Below are 13655 nucleotides of genomic sequence, written 5' to 3'. Positions count from 1 at the left end.
CCTAACTAATCCGCCGCCGGCAGTTCCGAGAGGAGACGCTGAATGTCCTGGCAGAAGTCTGTGGTGGCGCTCGCCGCGGCAGTGGTGCTCCCGTTGACCGGTGCGATGGCGGGCAGTTCCGTCGCCGACGCCCCCGAGGGCACCTTCGCCGCAGCCGCGCTGCCGCCGGGCTCGCCCGCGGCGGTCAACGGCCAGCTCAAGGTGTGCGGCGTCAAGCTGTGCAACAAGAACGGCAAGCAGATCCAGCTGCGCGGCATGAGCACGCACGGCATCCAGTGGTACTCCCAGTGCGTCAAGACCGCGTCCCTGGACGCGCTCGCGAACGACTGGAAGGCGGACGTCCTCCGCATCTCGATGTACATCCAGGAAGGTGGCTACGAGACCAACCCTCGCAAGTTCACCGACATGGTGCACGGCTACATCGAGGAGGCCACCAAGCGCGGCCTGTACGCGCTGGTCGACTGGCACCAGCTCTCGCCGGGCGACCCGAACGCCAACACCACGCGCGCCAAGACCTTCTTCAAGGAGATCGCGCAGCGGCACAAGGACAAGACGAACATCATCTACGACATCGCCAACGAGCCGAACGGCGTGACGTGGGCGAAGGTCAAGTCCTACGCGGAGGCCGTCATCCCGACGATCCGCGCGGAGGACTCGGACAGCCTCGTGCTCGTCGGCACGCACGGCTGGTCGACGTTCGGCCTGTCCGACGGCAAGAACATCAACGAGGTCAGCCAGAACAAGGTCAACGCCTCGAACCTGATGTACACGTTCCACTTCTACGCCAAGGACCACCGCGACTCGTACCTCAACGCGTTGCGCACGGTCTCGAGCCAGGTGCCGGTCTTCGTCACCGAGTTCGGTTCGCAGGAGGCCTCCGGTGACGGTCCCAACGACTTCACCATGGCGAACAAGTTCATCGCGTTCATGAAGGAAGCCAAGATCTCCTGGACCAACTGGAACTTCTCCGACGACCAGCGGACCGGCGCGGTGTTCAAGAGCGGCACGTGCTCCGGCAGCGGCTTCACCGGTGAGGGTCCCCTGAAGGACGCCGGCAAGTGGGTGCGCAACCACATCCGCACCGCCGACGACTTCTGATCTCTCTGATCGACCGACCCCGGCGGGTCACGTGAGCGGCGGTCCTTCGGGGCCGCCGTTTACCGTTGTCGGCATGGCTCACCTCGCGCTCGGTCTCGCCTCCCTCGGCCGTCCCGCCTACATCAACCTCGGCCGTGAGGACGCGCTGCCCGCCGTGCGCGACGTCGAGTCCATGCGCGCGCAGTGCCATCTCGTCCTCGACACGGCCTACGAACTGGGCATCCGCTGGGTCGACGCGGCCCGTTCGTACGGGCTGTCCGAGGACTTCCTGTCGTCGTGGCTGCCCGGTCATGACGACGTGACGGTCTCCAGCAAGTGGGGCTACGCCTACACCGCGGACTGGCAGCCGGATGCCGAGGTGCACGAGGTCAAGGAGCACTCGCTCGCCCGTTTCCGCCGGCAGTGGCAGGAGACCACGGCTCTGCTGCCCCGGGTCGATCTCTACCAGGTGCACTCGCTGACGGCCGACAGCCCGTTGTTCGAGGATCGCGCGTTGCTGGACGCGATGGCCGGGATCGAGGTACCGCTGGGCTTCTCGACGTCCGGGCCGCGGCAGGCCGACGCCATCCGCAAGGCACTCGAGCTCGGCGTCTTCCAGTCCGTCCAGTCCACTTGGAACGTGCTGGAGACCTCGGCGGGAGAGGCCCTGCGGGAGGCGCACGACGCCGGGTTGCGCGTGATCGTCAAGGAGGGCGTGGCCAACGGACGGCTCGTCGTCGAGCCTCCGCAAGCGGTTGCGGCGCAGGCGAAAGCGCTCGGCGTCGGCCCGGACGCGGTCGCGCTGGCGGCGATCGCACGGCAGCCGTGGGCCGACGTCGTGCTGTCCGGTGCGGCGAGCCCGGACCAGCTTCGGTCCAATGTGGATGCGCTGCGGATCGACGTGGACCTGCCGGATCTGGCCGAGCCCGCCGAGCAGTACTGGAAAATCCGTTCCGGCCTCAGCTGGAACTAGTTACGGTGGTGCGGTGAGCGATGCGCCCGTCGAGGCTTTCGAACCCCCTTACTACGCGGTCGTCTTCACCACCGTGCGGACGCAGGAGCAGAGCGGCTACCGCGACACCAACGCGCGCATGGAAGAACTGGTGAAGGACGTCCCCGGATATCTCGGGATGGACCACGCGCAGAACCCCGGCGGACTCGGCATCACCGTCGCGTACTTCAGCGACGCCGAGGCCCTCACGCAGTGGCGGACCAACGCCGAACACCAGGCGGCGCAGCAGCGCGGGCGTGCCCACTGGTACCAGAGCTACACGCTCCACGTGGCGAAGGTGGAGCGCAGCCACGGGTTCACGCGCTCTTAGTCCGCCGCAACCACTCCCGCCCGATCTCCCGTCCGTCCGGCACGAGCGGCCAGCCCGGGTCCTCGATCTTGCCCCGCAACTCGTCGGCGTTCATCCACCCGCCCCAGGCGACCTCCTCGGGCTGGTGGACGAACGGGCCGTCGCTGTGCGTCTCGTAGACCCACGCGTGATAGCGCGTCAGCTCGTCGACGTAGGTGGTCTGGAAGAGCGGCGTCAGCGGGGTCTCGACGCCGAGCTCCTCGCGCAGCTCGCGGACCGCCGCCTCGTCGGGGGTCTCGCCCGCGTCGATCACGCCGCCCGCCGCGTAGTCGTACAGGCCGGGGAAGACGTCCTTGAAGTCGGTGCGGCGGTGCACGTAGATCCGTTCGCCGTCGCCGGAGAAGACCACGGTCAGGACGCAGCCGTGCCAGAGGTTCTCCGCGCGCATGCGTTCGCGGGTCACCTCGCCGATCACGTTCGCGTCCTCGTCGTACAGATTGATCATCCCGGTGTCCTCCTGTGGTCGTACGCGAGCTTGCTACCCCAGTCCGACGCCCGCTGATCGCCTTCCTTCCTACCTTCGTGAACGTCAGACGTCACCGAGGAGGATTCGTGTCCACTTCCCTGCGGCTCGGCGTCGCCGAGTTCCGCGCCCGGCCGGGCCGCGCGCTGCTGCCCGGCGTCGCGCTCGTCGTCGGCGTCGCCTGCCTGCTGGCCGCCCTCGTGCTGAGCGACGCGCTCACCAGGTCGGTCGACGAGGGCGCGCCCCTCACACCGTCGTCGGTGAGCCACGTGGTGGACACCAAACCCGTCGAGTACGGGACCGGCACCGTCGAGGCGAACCAGCCGAGGCTCGACGACGCGTTGCTCGCGAAGCTCTCCCCGGTCGGCCGTGCCGTGCCGGTGCAGGTCGCCCAGGCCGACCTCCTCGACGGCACCGGCCGGGCCGGGGAGCACCGTGCCGAGGTGCACGTCCAGCAGCCCGACCTGGCGCGCTGGCCGCTGGCCGAGGGCAAGGCCCCGGCTGCGGACGGCGAGGTCGCCGTCGACAAGATCACCGCGTTCGAACGCGGTCTGAAGCCCGGCGACAAGATCAAGCTCGCCGCGGCGGACGGCAGGCCGGTCGAGGTGACCGTCAGCGGGGTCATGAAGAAGGGCGGGATGGACTCGCGGCCGATCCTGGTCGCGGGACCGGATCTCGCGCGCAAGCTCGACCCGCGGCCCGTCACCACCGCGATCTGGGTGCTCGGCGGGGCCCGCGCCGACGTCGCGAGCGCGGCGGGTGCGGCGTACGTCGTGTGGGACCCGGCGCCGGACGCCGACAGCATCGGCAGCGACCTGACGTTCATCCTGCTGCCGTTCAGCATCCTCGCGCTGGCCACGGCGGTGTTCGTCGCGGCGGCCACGTTCCGCGCGGTCTACGCGCAACGGCAGCGGCAGACGGCGATGCTGCGGTGCATCGGTGCCCAGCGCGGGCCGTTGGTGCGCAGGAGTCTGTTCGAGGCGTTCGTGACGGGTGCGGTTGCGGGCGTCGGTGGTGCGTTGCTCGGCGGGCCGATGGCCTGGCTGCTGGCCAGGACGTTCGACGCCACCGGCATCTCCGCGCTGTTCGGCGCGGTCGAGCTGAGCCCCGAACTGCTGCCGTCGACCGGATACGTGATCCTCGGAGTCGTCGTCGCCGCGGTCCTGAGCGTGATGGCGGCCGTCCGTCCCGCGATCAACGCCGCGCGCGTCTCGCCGTTGGCCGCCTTGCGTGAGGCGGACAACGAGGTGCCGCCTCGCGCCGTGCGTCGCCTTCGGTTCGTGTTCGGCGCGCTGTTCACCGGTGGCGCCGCGTTGCTCGCACTGATGGCCATCGGCGCCAAGGGCACGGCCGCCGCTCCTCTCGCCGTGACGTTCTCCGCGATCGCCGCGGTGACGGGACTGTTCTGGATCCTCGGCCCCGTCACGGTGCCGTTCATCGCGCGGCTGTTCGGCAAGATCGGCGGCACCCAGTGGAAGCTCGCCGGCGCCGAGGTGCGCAGGATGCCGCAGCGCTCGGCGTCGGTGGCGCTGCCGTTGCTGCTGGCCAGCTCGATGGTGACGTTCTTCCTGGTCGTGCTGGGCGGCGCGCAGGAGATGACCTACCAGTACGCCAACGAGGAACGCCCGGACGCGACCGTGGTGGACGCGGGCGAGCGGCCGTTGCCGGAGATCCCCGCGCAGCCGGACGTGGCCGCGAGCGTCGTGCTGCACAAGACCTCGGACGGCGCCGCGAGCGTCGACCCCGAGCAGTTCAAGGCCTGGCTCAAGGCCCAGAACGTGTCCGGCGCGGAGCAGCTCACGGCCGGGACCGCGATCGTGCCGCCGCACTGGGAGGGCCGGCCGTACGTCGAGGCCGACGGCACGCAGTACAAGGTCGTCGGCACGATCCCCGGCAGCATCACCGGCTACACGCCGATCATCGCCGGTCCCACGTCGGGACCCGCGGAGAAGGTGCTGGTCGCGCTGAAGCCCGGCGTCGATCCCGCCCAGTTCCGGGCGGGACTGCAGGCGGCGCTGCCGAACAACCCGACCGTCATCGTGAAGACGGACGCGGACGAACGCGCCGAGGCGGACCGGTACATGCACCTGGGCACCGTGCTGATGATGATGCTGCTCGGACTGTCCGTGGCGGTCGCCGTGACCGGCATCGGCACCGCGCTGACCATCTCCGTGCAGGAACGCCGCAAGGAGCTCGCACTGAGGCGCGCCTTGGGCGTCACTAGGGGCGGACTGCAGGGCGGAGTCATCGCTGAAGCGATCATGCTGGCCCTGGTCGGGGTGATCGGCGGCGGCGTGCTCGGGTTCGGCTACGCGGAAATCGCGATTCTCTCCACCGGCATCGACATGTCACTGCCAGGGCTGAAAGTCGTCCTGCCGCTGGTCATCGGCGCGGTGGCGGTCGTTCTGCTCGCCGTGCTCGCCGCTTTCGGGCCTTCTCGCGGCGCGTCCCGCATTCGTCCTGCCGCCGGACTGGCGTCCGGGTGAATAGGGTGAGGGGAGCTTCAACGCGAAGCTCCCCTCACGCTTGGTGTCGGGGTGAGGTCATAAGGTGTGAGCTATGCGGCGGATCATGGGAACCGAGGTCGAGTACGGCATCGCGGTGCCGGGCGACGCGACCGCGAACCCGGTGCTCACTTCGACACAGGTGGTGCTCGCGTACGCGGCGGCGGCGGACATACCGCGCGCCAGGCGGGCGCGCTGGGACTACGAGGTGGAGTCACCACTGCGCGACGCGCGCGGGTTCGACCTGGGCAGCCCCGGTGGCCACCCCGCCGACTCCGACGTCGAGGACCTGGGCGCGGCGAACGTCATCCTCACCAACGGCGCGCGGCTCTACGTCGACCACGCGCACCCCGAGTACTCGGCTCCCGAGGTCACCAACGCGCGTGACGCGGTGATCTGGGACAAGGCGGGGGAGAGGGTGATGGAGGAGGCCGCGATCAAGGCCGCCTCCGTGCCCGGCCAGCCCCGCCTTCAGCTGTACAAGAACAACGTCGACGGCAAGGGCGCGTCGTACGGCACGCACGAGAACTACCTGATGCAGCGCTCGACGCCGTTCACGGCCGTGATCGCGGGCCTCACGCCGTTCTTCGCGTCGCGCCAGGTCATCACGGGATCCGGCCGCGTGGGCATCGGGCAGTCCGGCGAGGAGGCCGGCTACCAGCTCTCGCAGCGCTCCGACTACATCGAGGTCGAGGTCGGCCTCGAGACGACGCTCAAGCGCGGCATCATCAACACGCGCGACGAGCCGCACGCGGACGCGGACAAGTACCGCCGCCTGCACGTCATCATCGGCGACGCGAACCTGGCCGAGTACTCCACGTTCCTCAAGGTCGGCACCACGTCCCTGGTGCTGGACATGATCGAGGCCGGGCAGCGGTTCGACGACCTGCGGATGGTCGACCCGGTGCGCGCGGTGCACCAGATCAGCCACGACCCGACCCTGAAGTTCAAGGTCGAGATGACCGGCGGCCGCAAGTTCACCGGCCTCGACGTGCAGTTCGCCTACCACGAGCGCGCGCTGGCGTTCGTCGAGAAGGAGGGCGTCGGCGACCGCGACGTCCTGCGGATCTGGGGCGAGGTGCTCGACGCGCTGGCCCGTGACCCGTCCGAGTGCGCCGACCGGCTCGACTGGGTCGCCAAGCTGCGGCTGCTCGAGGGCTACCGGCAGCGCGACGGTCTGGAGTGGGGCGCGGCCCGGCTGAACCTGGTCGACCTCCAGTACTCCGACGTCCGCCTGGACAAGGGCCTCTACAACCGCCTGGTCGCGCGCGGCTCGATGAAGCGGCTGGTGAGCGAGGAGGAGGTCCGCGCGGCCATCACCTCGCCGCCCGAGGACACGCGTGCGTACTTCCGCGGCCGGTGCCTGGAGCGCTACCCGACCTCGGTCGCGGCTGCGTCGTGGGACTCGGTGATCTTTGATCTCGGTCGAGAATCCCTCGTGCGAATTCCCACCCTGGAGCCTCTCCGAGGGACGAAAGCGCACGTCGGAGCCCTTCTGGAGGCCTCGGACACCGCCGAGCAACTGGTGGACGCGCTGACTCGCGGGTGATCGTCTACCCGAGTGGCTCAGGATTTTTGTCGGTGCCGCTGGGTAGTGTTCTTGTCAGGCGAGTGAGCGGGAGGCCGAGATGTCCCAGGAACAGAAGCAGCGCCAGGGTGGTGGCGACGGCGACGACGGTGCCGACGACGCCGCAGGAGTCGGTCAGGAACGCCGCGAGAAGCTCGGCGAGGACGTGGACGCGATCCTCGACGAGATCGACGACGTGCTTGAGGAGAACGCGGAGGACTTCGTCCGCGCATACGTGCAGAAGGGTGGTCAGTAGGCCTTCGGGGGCCTGTTGACCACTTCGGGGACGGGAGAACAACCAACACATGGACCACAGCTCGACCGGGCGCTACCCGGCCGCGGCGCTGCCCTCGGCGTACCTCACGCCGGGCTCGTCGTCGTTCACGGACTTCCTGCGGGCCCAGGCACCCGACATGCTGCCTAGTGCCCGGAAGCTCCCGGAGGGGACCGTCCAGGCCCCGCACGGGACGACGATCGTCGCGGCCACCTACAAGGGCGGTGTCGTGATCGCCGGCGACCGGCGCGCGACGATGGGCAACGTCATCGCCCAGCGCGACATGAAGAAGGTCTTCGTCACCGACGACCACTCGGCCGTCGGCATCGCGGGCACGGCGGGCATCGCCATCGAGATCGTGCGCCTGTACACGGTGGAGCTCCGGCACTACGAGAAGATCGAGGGCGTGCCGCTGTCTCTCGACGGCAAGGCGAACCGCCTCTCGGCGATGATCAGGGGCAACCTCGACGCGGCCATGGCCGGTCTTGCCGTGGTGCCTCTGTTCGCCGGGTACGACACCTCGGCCACCGACTCGGAGCGCGCGGGCCGCATCGTGTCCTACGACGTCACCGGCGGCCGTTACGAGGAGTCGCAGGGCTACCAGGCCGTCGGCTCGGGCTCGCTGTTCGCGAAGTCGGCGCTCAAGAAGCTCTACGACCCGGACGCGGACGTCGAAGCCGCGATCCGTTCCGTCGTCGAAGCTCTCTACGACGCGGCGGACGACGACTCGGCGACAGGTGGCCCGGACCCGGTCCGCCGCCTCTACCCGATCGTGGTCACGATCAACGGCGCCGACGGTGCCGTAGAGGTACCGGAACCCCAGGTCGCCACGATCGCCGACGCGGTCGTCGAAGGCCGCCGGTCCCGCCCCTCAGGCTGAGTCCCCCACAGGTTCGACGTCAGGAGCACCACCCATGACGATGCCGCTGTACGCATCGGCAGAGCAGGTGATGCGCGACCGCTCGGAGTACGCCCGCAAGGGCATCGCCAGGGGTCGCAGCGTCATCGTGCTCAAGTACGCCGACGGCATTCTCTTCGTCGCGGAGAACCCTTCCAGCACGCTGCACAAGGTCTCGGAGATCTACGACCGCATCGGCTTCGCCGCCGTGGGCCGCTACAGCGAGTTCGAGAACCTCCGCCAGGCCGGCATCCGGTTCGCCGACGTGCGCGGGTACCAGAACGACCCGCGCGACGTGACGTCCCGGTCGCTCGCGAACGTCTACGCCACCACCCTCGGCACCTACTTCACCGAGCAGATCAAGCCGTTCGAGGTGGAGATCGCGGTGGCCGAGGTCGGTGACACGGCCGCGTCGGACACGCTCTACCGCTTGACGTACGACGGGTCCATCGTGGACGAGCCCCAGTACATCGTGATGGGCGGCACCGTCGACGCCGCCAACACGGCGTTGAAGGAGGCCTTCGCCGACGGTCTCACGCTGGCCGAGGCCGTTCCGCTTGCGGTGAAGGCGTTGTCCGCCGGGTCACCGTCCACTGGGGCCGGGTCCGCTGAGTTGCTTCCGGCTGTGAAGCTGGAGGTGGCGGTGCTGGAGAGGGCACGGCCTCGCAGGGCGTTCCGGCGGATCGCCGGTGCCGCGCTGGACGGGCTGATGCCCGCGCCCACCAAGGACGGCAAGGCCGTCGAGGACGTCGAGCTGCCTGCGGACGACGAGTCCAAGTAGGTCTGTTCGCTTCGTGAAAGGCCCCCAGGCTGGTGCCTGGGGGCCTTTCACGTCAGTCCGCGAAGGCCTCCGGTTCGCCTGGGCTTCGCGCTTCTCGGTGGCGTCGGGCTCAGTTGCCGTCGTTGCCCAGACCGAGGATGCCGGTGTGCACGTCCGAGCCCGCTGGGTCGGCGGCTTGTCCTGCGGTCAGGCCGAGCAGCAGGTCTGCCAGCTCATTCGGCTTGCTCAGCGACGCGCAGTGGCCCGCCGCCAGTTCCACCGGCTCGACGCCCAGCCGGTCCGCCACCACCTTGCGCATGAAGTCCGGGGTGAAGAAACGGTCCTCCGTGCACAGGACGAAGTGCGTGGGCACGTCCGGCATCGCGTCCAACGGCCACGGTTTCGTCATCGAGTTCTCGGACATGCCGCGTTCCCGCTTCTGGGCCTCCGCGGCCAGGTCGGCGGGGACGTCGTGGAAGAACTGGTCTTCCAGGCCCGAATCGGTGTAGCCGGTGCTGGCCCACCAGTCACCAGGAGTCTCGCCGGGGCTGGGCACCATCGCCGTCACCAGGACCAGCGCCCTGGCGTTGACGCGGGAGGCGACCAGGGGAGCGACGAAGCCGCCGAACGAGTGGCCCACCGCCACCGCGTCCGAAGTGGACGGGAGGGCGTCGACGATGGTCGACGCCCAGTCCGTGAGGTCCTTCGACTCGTCCTCGATGGGGAGGTCCGGGGCGACGACGGTGTGACCCTTGGCCTGCAAGGCTTGTGCGACCAGGTGCCACGACCAGCCGACGTCGCCCCCTCCGTGCGCTATCGCGAAGGTCGTCATGGCCGCAGCCTATTCGCGACGCTCGATCGGCAGGCGGGAACGGGTGAAGAGGGCCGCGCCCAGCATGGCCGCGGCGGGCACCACGAGCAGGGAGATCGCGATGGTGGGCCAGGGGACGGTGAGCGGGTTCGGTTCCGGTTGCGGCCAGAGACCGGCGTAGCCGACGTTGAGAGCAGCCAGCAGGGCCAGCGCCGAGCCCGCACCCGCCGCTGTGCCCAGGAAGCCGCCGATTCCGGCGATCACGCCCGCCTGGCTCAGGGACAGGAGTTTGCGCAACGTCGGTGTCGCGCCCACCGCGGCCAGCGTGGTGAGGTCGCGGCGGCCGTCCGCTGCCGCCAGACCGGTGGCGAGGGCGGCGGCCGCGAGGGTGATGATGCCCGCCACCAGGCCGAGCACGGTCAGGGCCTGTTGCACGTCGGACTCCGTCGGCCTGTCGACGTTCACCTCGTACTCGCCGCCCAGTGCCGCGGTCAGGGCTTCCTGTTCCGCTTCGGTGGGCATGCGGGTCGTGGTGGCGTACATCGTGAACGTCGTGACGTCGTAGCCCAGTGATCGGGCGGTCTCCTCGGTCATCACGGCCAGGGGCGCAGGGTGGCGTTGTGGTGCGGCGAATCCCGGGGCCGGGGTGGTGGTGGCCTGGGTGCCGGTGGCCAGGAGGACCTGGTCGCCGGAGACGAGATCGGGGTCGTTGACGACGATCCTGCCTTCGCGCAGGGCCGCCTGCGCCGCTGCCGCGTCGCCGGAGTCCAGGTGCAGCAAGGACTGGACGGCCTCCGGCGTCGCCACCGCCAGGAAGCCGTTCGCGGTGGTGTAGGTGCCGAAGTAGCGGTGGGTGCGGCCCACGCCGGCGCAGCGGTCGTCGGCCAGCGCGGACTGTTGTTCCGCCTCGGTGGGATCTCGGTGCAGGACGTCCAGGGTGTACGGGCATTCGCGGTCCGCCGGCGGGCGGACGTGGGCGAAGCAGGGGCCGCCGTCGCACGAGAGGAGTTTGATCTCGTGGGTTTCCGCCACCGGCATGGCGTTGCGGATCGCGGTGGCCACCGAGGGCGGGATGGGGGCGGTGCTGGACTTCGTGAGGTCGTCCAGGCGGTAGACGGTGACGTCCCCCATGCTGCCCGCCACCTGGCCGGCCTCCTGCTGGGACTGCGAGGTGAGCATGACGCTCACCGCCACCGCGCCGATCACCGCCGCCATCACGGCCGAGATGGCGGGAGCCGCGGCGGTGCGGTTGCGGGAGGCGTCGCGCAGAGCGATGCGCAGGGCCACCGGCAGCCAACGGCCGGCGCGCGCCAGCAGGCCCAGCAGTGACGGGGTGCAGAGGACCAGGCCCACCTCGGTGAGGACCAGAGCGGCCAGGATTCCGGTGAACCGCATCTGGATCGCGCTGAAGACGCCCACCGCGACTCCCGCGGCCACGAGGGCCAGGCCCAGCACCAGCCAGCGGCGGCGCGAGCGGGTGATGCCCCGCCTGCCCGCCAGGGCCGTCACCACGTCCTGCCGGGACGAGATCCACGCGGGAACGAGAGCCGCGAGGACACCGGTGACGATCGCGAGCAGGGCCAGCGCGGCCAGGGCGGACGGGAAGAAGCGCTGGGCTGCGAACCGTTCGGCCAGCAGCCACTCGATCAGCGGACGGCCGGCCACCGCGGCCAGAACGCCCAGGACCACGCCGCCCAGCGCGGCCAGCGTGCCCATGACGACGCCGTCCGCCAGGACGATGCGGCGGACGTGCGCGGGGGAGCCGCCGACCGCGGCCACCAGCGCGAGGTCGCGTTTGCGGCGGCGGGCACCGACGGCCAGGGCCGAGCCCGACAACAACGACATCTCCAGCACGGCCAGGCCCGCCACCAGGACGAGGACGTCGGCGGTGAGCTCGTTCGAACCGGGGAACTCCGGGTAGCGCTCGGAGGCGGGCGGCAGGTCGTTCAGCACGGCGCGGGACAGCGCCGCGATGCCGACCTTGTTGAGCTCCTTGACCTTCGACCACGACAACGGCGTGGTCACCAGCCAGGAGCGGTCGGTCCGCTCGAACGTGCCGGGCAACGCCACCAGGGTCGTGTTGTCGAGCCGGTCCGGTTCCTCGATGACGCCCACGACGGTGAACGTGCGGCCGTCCTCGGTCGTGAGGGTGCCGCCGAGCGCGGCGCCGGTGCGGTCCATCGCCTTGCGGGACAACGTGATCTCGGTGGCGTTCGCGGCCGCCCTGCCCTCCAGCACGGTGATCATGCCGTGGGTGAGCGGGTTGGTCAGGTCGAGCATGCGGACGCCCGCGCGGCCGACGCCCGCCGCCGTGCGGATGTTGGCCCCGCCGCGGTCGACGGGGACGAGTTCGGTGCCGGGGAGCAGGGCTCTGAGGCGGTCCTCGGACGGCTCCTGGCCCTCGGCGTTGGTGGTCGGGATCGCGAAGTCCCTGGTGGGTTCCTGGATGACGGGACCGCGGTAGGGCCAGCTGACCAGGGCCTGTGCGGCGCCCATGCGGCGGGCGGCGTCCTCGTCCGGGGTCGGGCTGGTCGAGTCGTGCACGATCGCGGTGAACGACAGCGCGGCGACCGGGACCGCGATCAGGGCGATGACGAGGGCCGAGCGGCCGGCGGACTTCCGCGCTTCCCGCCAGGCGATGCGCAGTGCCGCGCGCCACCCGTTCACGGCGTGCTCAGCAGTTCTTCTGGCTGGTCGCGGGACGAGACGTCGACCACGACGCCGTCGCGCAGGAAGACGACGCGGTCGGCCCAGGCGGCGTGGCGGGCGTCGTGCGTGACGAGAACGGCGGCGGCTCCGGCGTCCACTTTGGAGCGCAGCAGCCGGAGCACGGTCTCGCCGGTGCGGGAGTCCAGGGCGCCGGTGGGTTCGTCGGCGAGCACGAGACGGCGTTCGCCGATCAGGGCGCGGGCGATGGCGACGCGTTGCTGCTGGCCGCCGGACATCTCGTCGGGGAACCGGTCGGCGTACCCGTCGAGGTCCACTTCGGACAGTGCCTTCTCGGCCTGCTGCCGGGACCTGCGGACGCCGTCGAGGTCGAGCGGGAGCGCGACGTTCTCGGCGGCGGTGAGGCTCGCGATGAGGTTGAGGTCCTGGAAGACGTAGCCGATCCGCTTGCGGCGCCAGGCGGCGAGCTGCTTGCGGGACAACGACCGCAGGCTCGTGCCGTCGACCAGCACCAGGCCGCTGGTCGGGCTGTCGAGGCCGCCGCAGAGGTTCAGCAACGTCGACTTGCCGGAGCCGGACGGGCCCATCACGGCGACGAGCTCACCCGGTTCGACGGTGAGGGAGATGCCGTCGAGGGCGTTGACCGCCGTCTCGCCGGTGCCGTGGACGCGATGCACGTCGCGCAGTTCGAGGACGGTCATCTCGGCACCTCGACGTCGGTCGTCGCGGGGACGGCCTTCGGTTCGTAGCGCACAAGACTCGTCTCGCAGTGGTCGAGCCAGCGCAGTTCCGCCTCGGCCTGGAAGATCATCGCGTCGAGCACGAGCAGCCACGGCAGGTCGCCCGGCTGGGTCTTGAGCCTCGTGTACTCCTGCAACGTGCGCATCGTGGCCGTGCGCTGGGTCATCACGACCTTGGCGACGTCGACACCGGGCGTGGTGATGGCGAGGGCGAGCTTGATCGCCACCTCGTCACGCGGCCGGTCACCGCGCTGGACGGGCGTGGCGAACCACTTCTTCAGCTCGTCACGGCCCTGCGTGGTGATCTCGTAGGGCCGTTGGCCCTCGTTCTCGGGCAGCGCGGCGACCAGATCGTCGCGCTCCAGGCGCGACAACGTCGTGTAGACCTGCCCGATGTTCAACGGCCACGTGCCGCCGGTGGCCGAGTCGAACGCCACCCGCAGCTGGTAGCCGTACATGGGCCCGCGCTGGAGCAACGCGAGCAGACCGTGTTTGACCGACATACCTACTGAGTATGCATACCGAGTATGTTC

At 70.0% G+C, this 13655-nt stretch carries 13 protein-coding genes; 8 read left to right on the top strand and 5 right to left on the bottom strand.

Translation table 11 applies throughout. The features are described 5' to 3' along the window. Nucleotides 1–42: 42 nt before the first annotated feature. The 3 genes from BM417_RS01820 (at nucleotide 43) to BM417_RS01810 (ending at nucleotide 2399) form a co-directional block, all read left to right on the top strand. Nucleotides 43–1098 (top strand): glycoside hydrolase family 5 protein, encoded by a 1056-nt coding sequence (locus tag BM417_RS01820; RefSeq protein ID WP_093587961.1) that lies wholly within the window; start codon nucleotides 43–45, stop codon nucleotides 1096–1098. Nucleotides 1099–1171: 73 nt separating this feature from the next. After that, entirely contained in the window at nucleotides 1172–2050 is an 879-nt protein-coding gene (locus BM417_RS01815) for an aldo/keto reductase (RefSeq protein ID WP_093587960.1), read from the top strand. A 13-nt stretch (nucleotides 2051–2063) separates the two neighbouring features. Further along, nucleotides 2064–2399 carry an antibiotic biosynthesis monooxygenase family protein gene (locus tag BM417_RS01810; protein ID WP_093587959.1) on the top strand — a complete coding sequence of 112 codons (336 nt, stop codon included), beginning with the start codon at nucleotides 2064–2066 and terminating at the stop codon, nucleotides 2397–2399. Here the strand turns inward: BM417_RS01810 and BM417_RS01805 are convergent. Beyond that, complete coding sequence (locus BM417_RS01805; protein ID WP_093587958.1) at nucleotides 2386–2883, bottom strand: NUDIX hydrolase; 498 nt, start codon at nucleotides 2881–2883, stop codon at nucleotides 2386–2388. The genes BM417_RS01810 and BM417_RS01805 overlap by 14 nt on opposite strands. 107 nt (nucleotides 2884–2990) lie before the next feature. On the opposite strand from BM417_RS01805, the gene BM417_RS01800 reads away from it, so the two are divergent. From BM417_RS01800 to prcA, 5 genes are all read left to right on the top strand, one after another. After that, entirely contained in the window at nucleotides 2991–5387 is a 2397-nt protein-coding gene (locus BM417_RS01800; protein ID WP_093587957.1) for an FtsX-like permease family protein, read from the top strand. 73 nt (nucleotides 5388–5460) lie between these two features. Beyond that, nucleotides 5461–6954 carry a depupylase/deamidase Dop gene (dop, locus tag BM417_RS01795; RefSeq protein ID WP_093587956.1) on the top strand — a complete coding sequence of 498 codons (1494 nt, stop codon included), beginning with the start codon at nucleotides 5461–5463 and terminating at the stop codon, nucleotides 6952–6954. Nucleotides 6955–7033: 79 nt separating this feature from the next. Further along, entirely contained in the window at nucleotides 7034–7228 is a 195-nt protein-coding gene (locus BM417_RS01790; RefSeq protein ID WP_093587955.1) for a ubiquitin-like protein Pup, read from the top strand. 49 nt (nucleotides 7229–7277) lie between these two features. Then, complete coding sequence (prcB, locus tag BM417_RS01785) at nucleotides 7278–8126, top strand: proteasome subunit beta (RefSeq protein ID WP_093587954.1); 849 nt, start codon at nucleotides 7278–7280, stop codon at nucleotides 8124–8126. Between the two features lie 34 nt (nucleotides 8127–8160). Beyond that, nucleotides 8161–8925 (top strand): proteasome subunit alpha, encoded by a 765-nt coding sequence (prcA, locus tag BM417_RS01780; protein WP_093587953.1) that lies wholly within the window; start codon nucleotides 8161–8163, stop codon nucleotides 8923–8925. Between the two features lie 109 nt (nucleotides 8926–9034). Here the strand turns inward: prcA and BM417_RS01775 are convergent, their stop codons facing one another. Genes BM417_RS01775 through BM417_RS01760 form a run of 4 tightly spaced genes read right to left on the bottom strand, consistent with a single transcriptional unit; the run spans nucleotide 9035 to nucleotide 13625 of the window. Further along, complete coding sequence (locus BM417_RS01775) at nucleotides 9035–9736, bottom strand: alpha/beta fold hydrolase (RefSeq protein ID WP_093587952.1); 702 nt, start codon at nucleotides 9734–9736, stop codon at nucleotides 9035–9037. Between the two features lie 9 nt (nucleotides 9737–9745). Then, nucleotides 9746–12382: an FtsX-like permease family protein gene (locus tag BM417_RS01770; protein WP_093587951.1), complete on the bottom strand. Its 2637-nt coding sequence runs from the start codon at nucleotides 12380–12382 to the stop codon at nucleotides 9746–9748. After that, nucleotides 12379–13083 (bottom strand): ABC transporter ATP-binding protein, encoded by a 705-nt coding sequence (locus tag BM417_RS01765; protein WP_093587950.1) that lies wholly within the window; start codon nucleotides 13081–13083, stop codon nucleotides 12379–12381. The genes BM417_RS01770 and BM417_RS01765 overlap by 4 nt, the downstream gene beginning before the upstream one ends. Beyond that, on the bottom strand, nucleotides 13080–13625 hold the full coding sequence (locus tag BM417_RS01760; protein ID WP_093587949.1) for a PadR family transcriptional regulator: 546 nt from the start codon (nucleotides 13623–13625) through the stop codon (nucleotides 13080–13082). The genes BM417_RS01765 and BM417_RS01760 overlap by 4 nt, the downstream gene beginning before the upstream one ends. Nucleotides 13626–13655: the final 30 nt, after the last annotated feature.

The organism is Lentzea waywayandensis (assembly GCF_900115955.1).
Lineage (GTDB): Bacteria > Actinomycetota > Actinomycetes > Mycobacteriales > Pseudonocardiaceae > Lentzea > Lentzea waywayandensis.
This window is presented reverse-complemented; position numbering and strand designations above follow the sequence as displayed.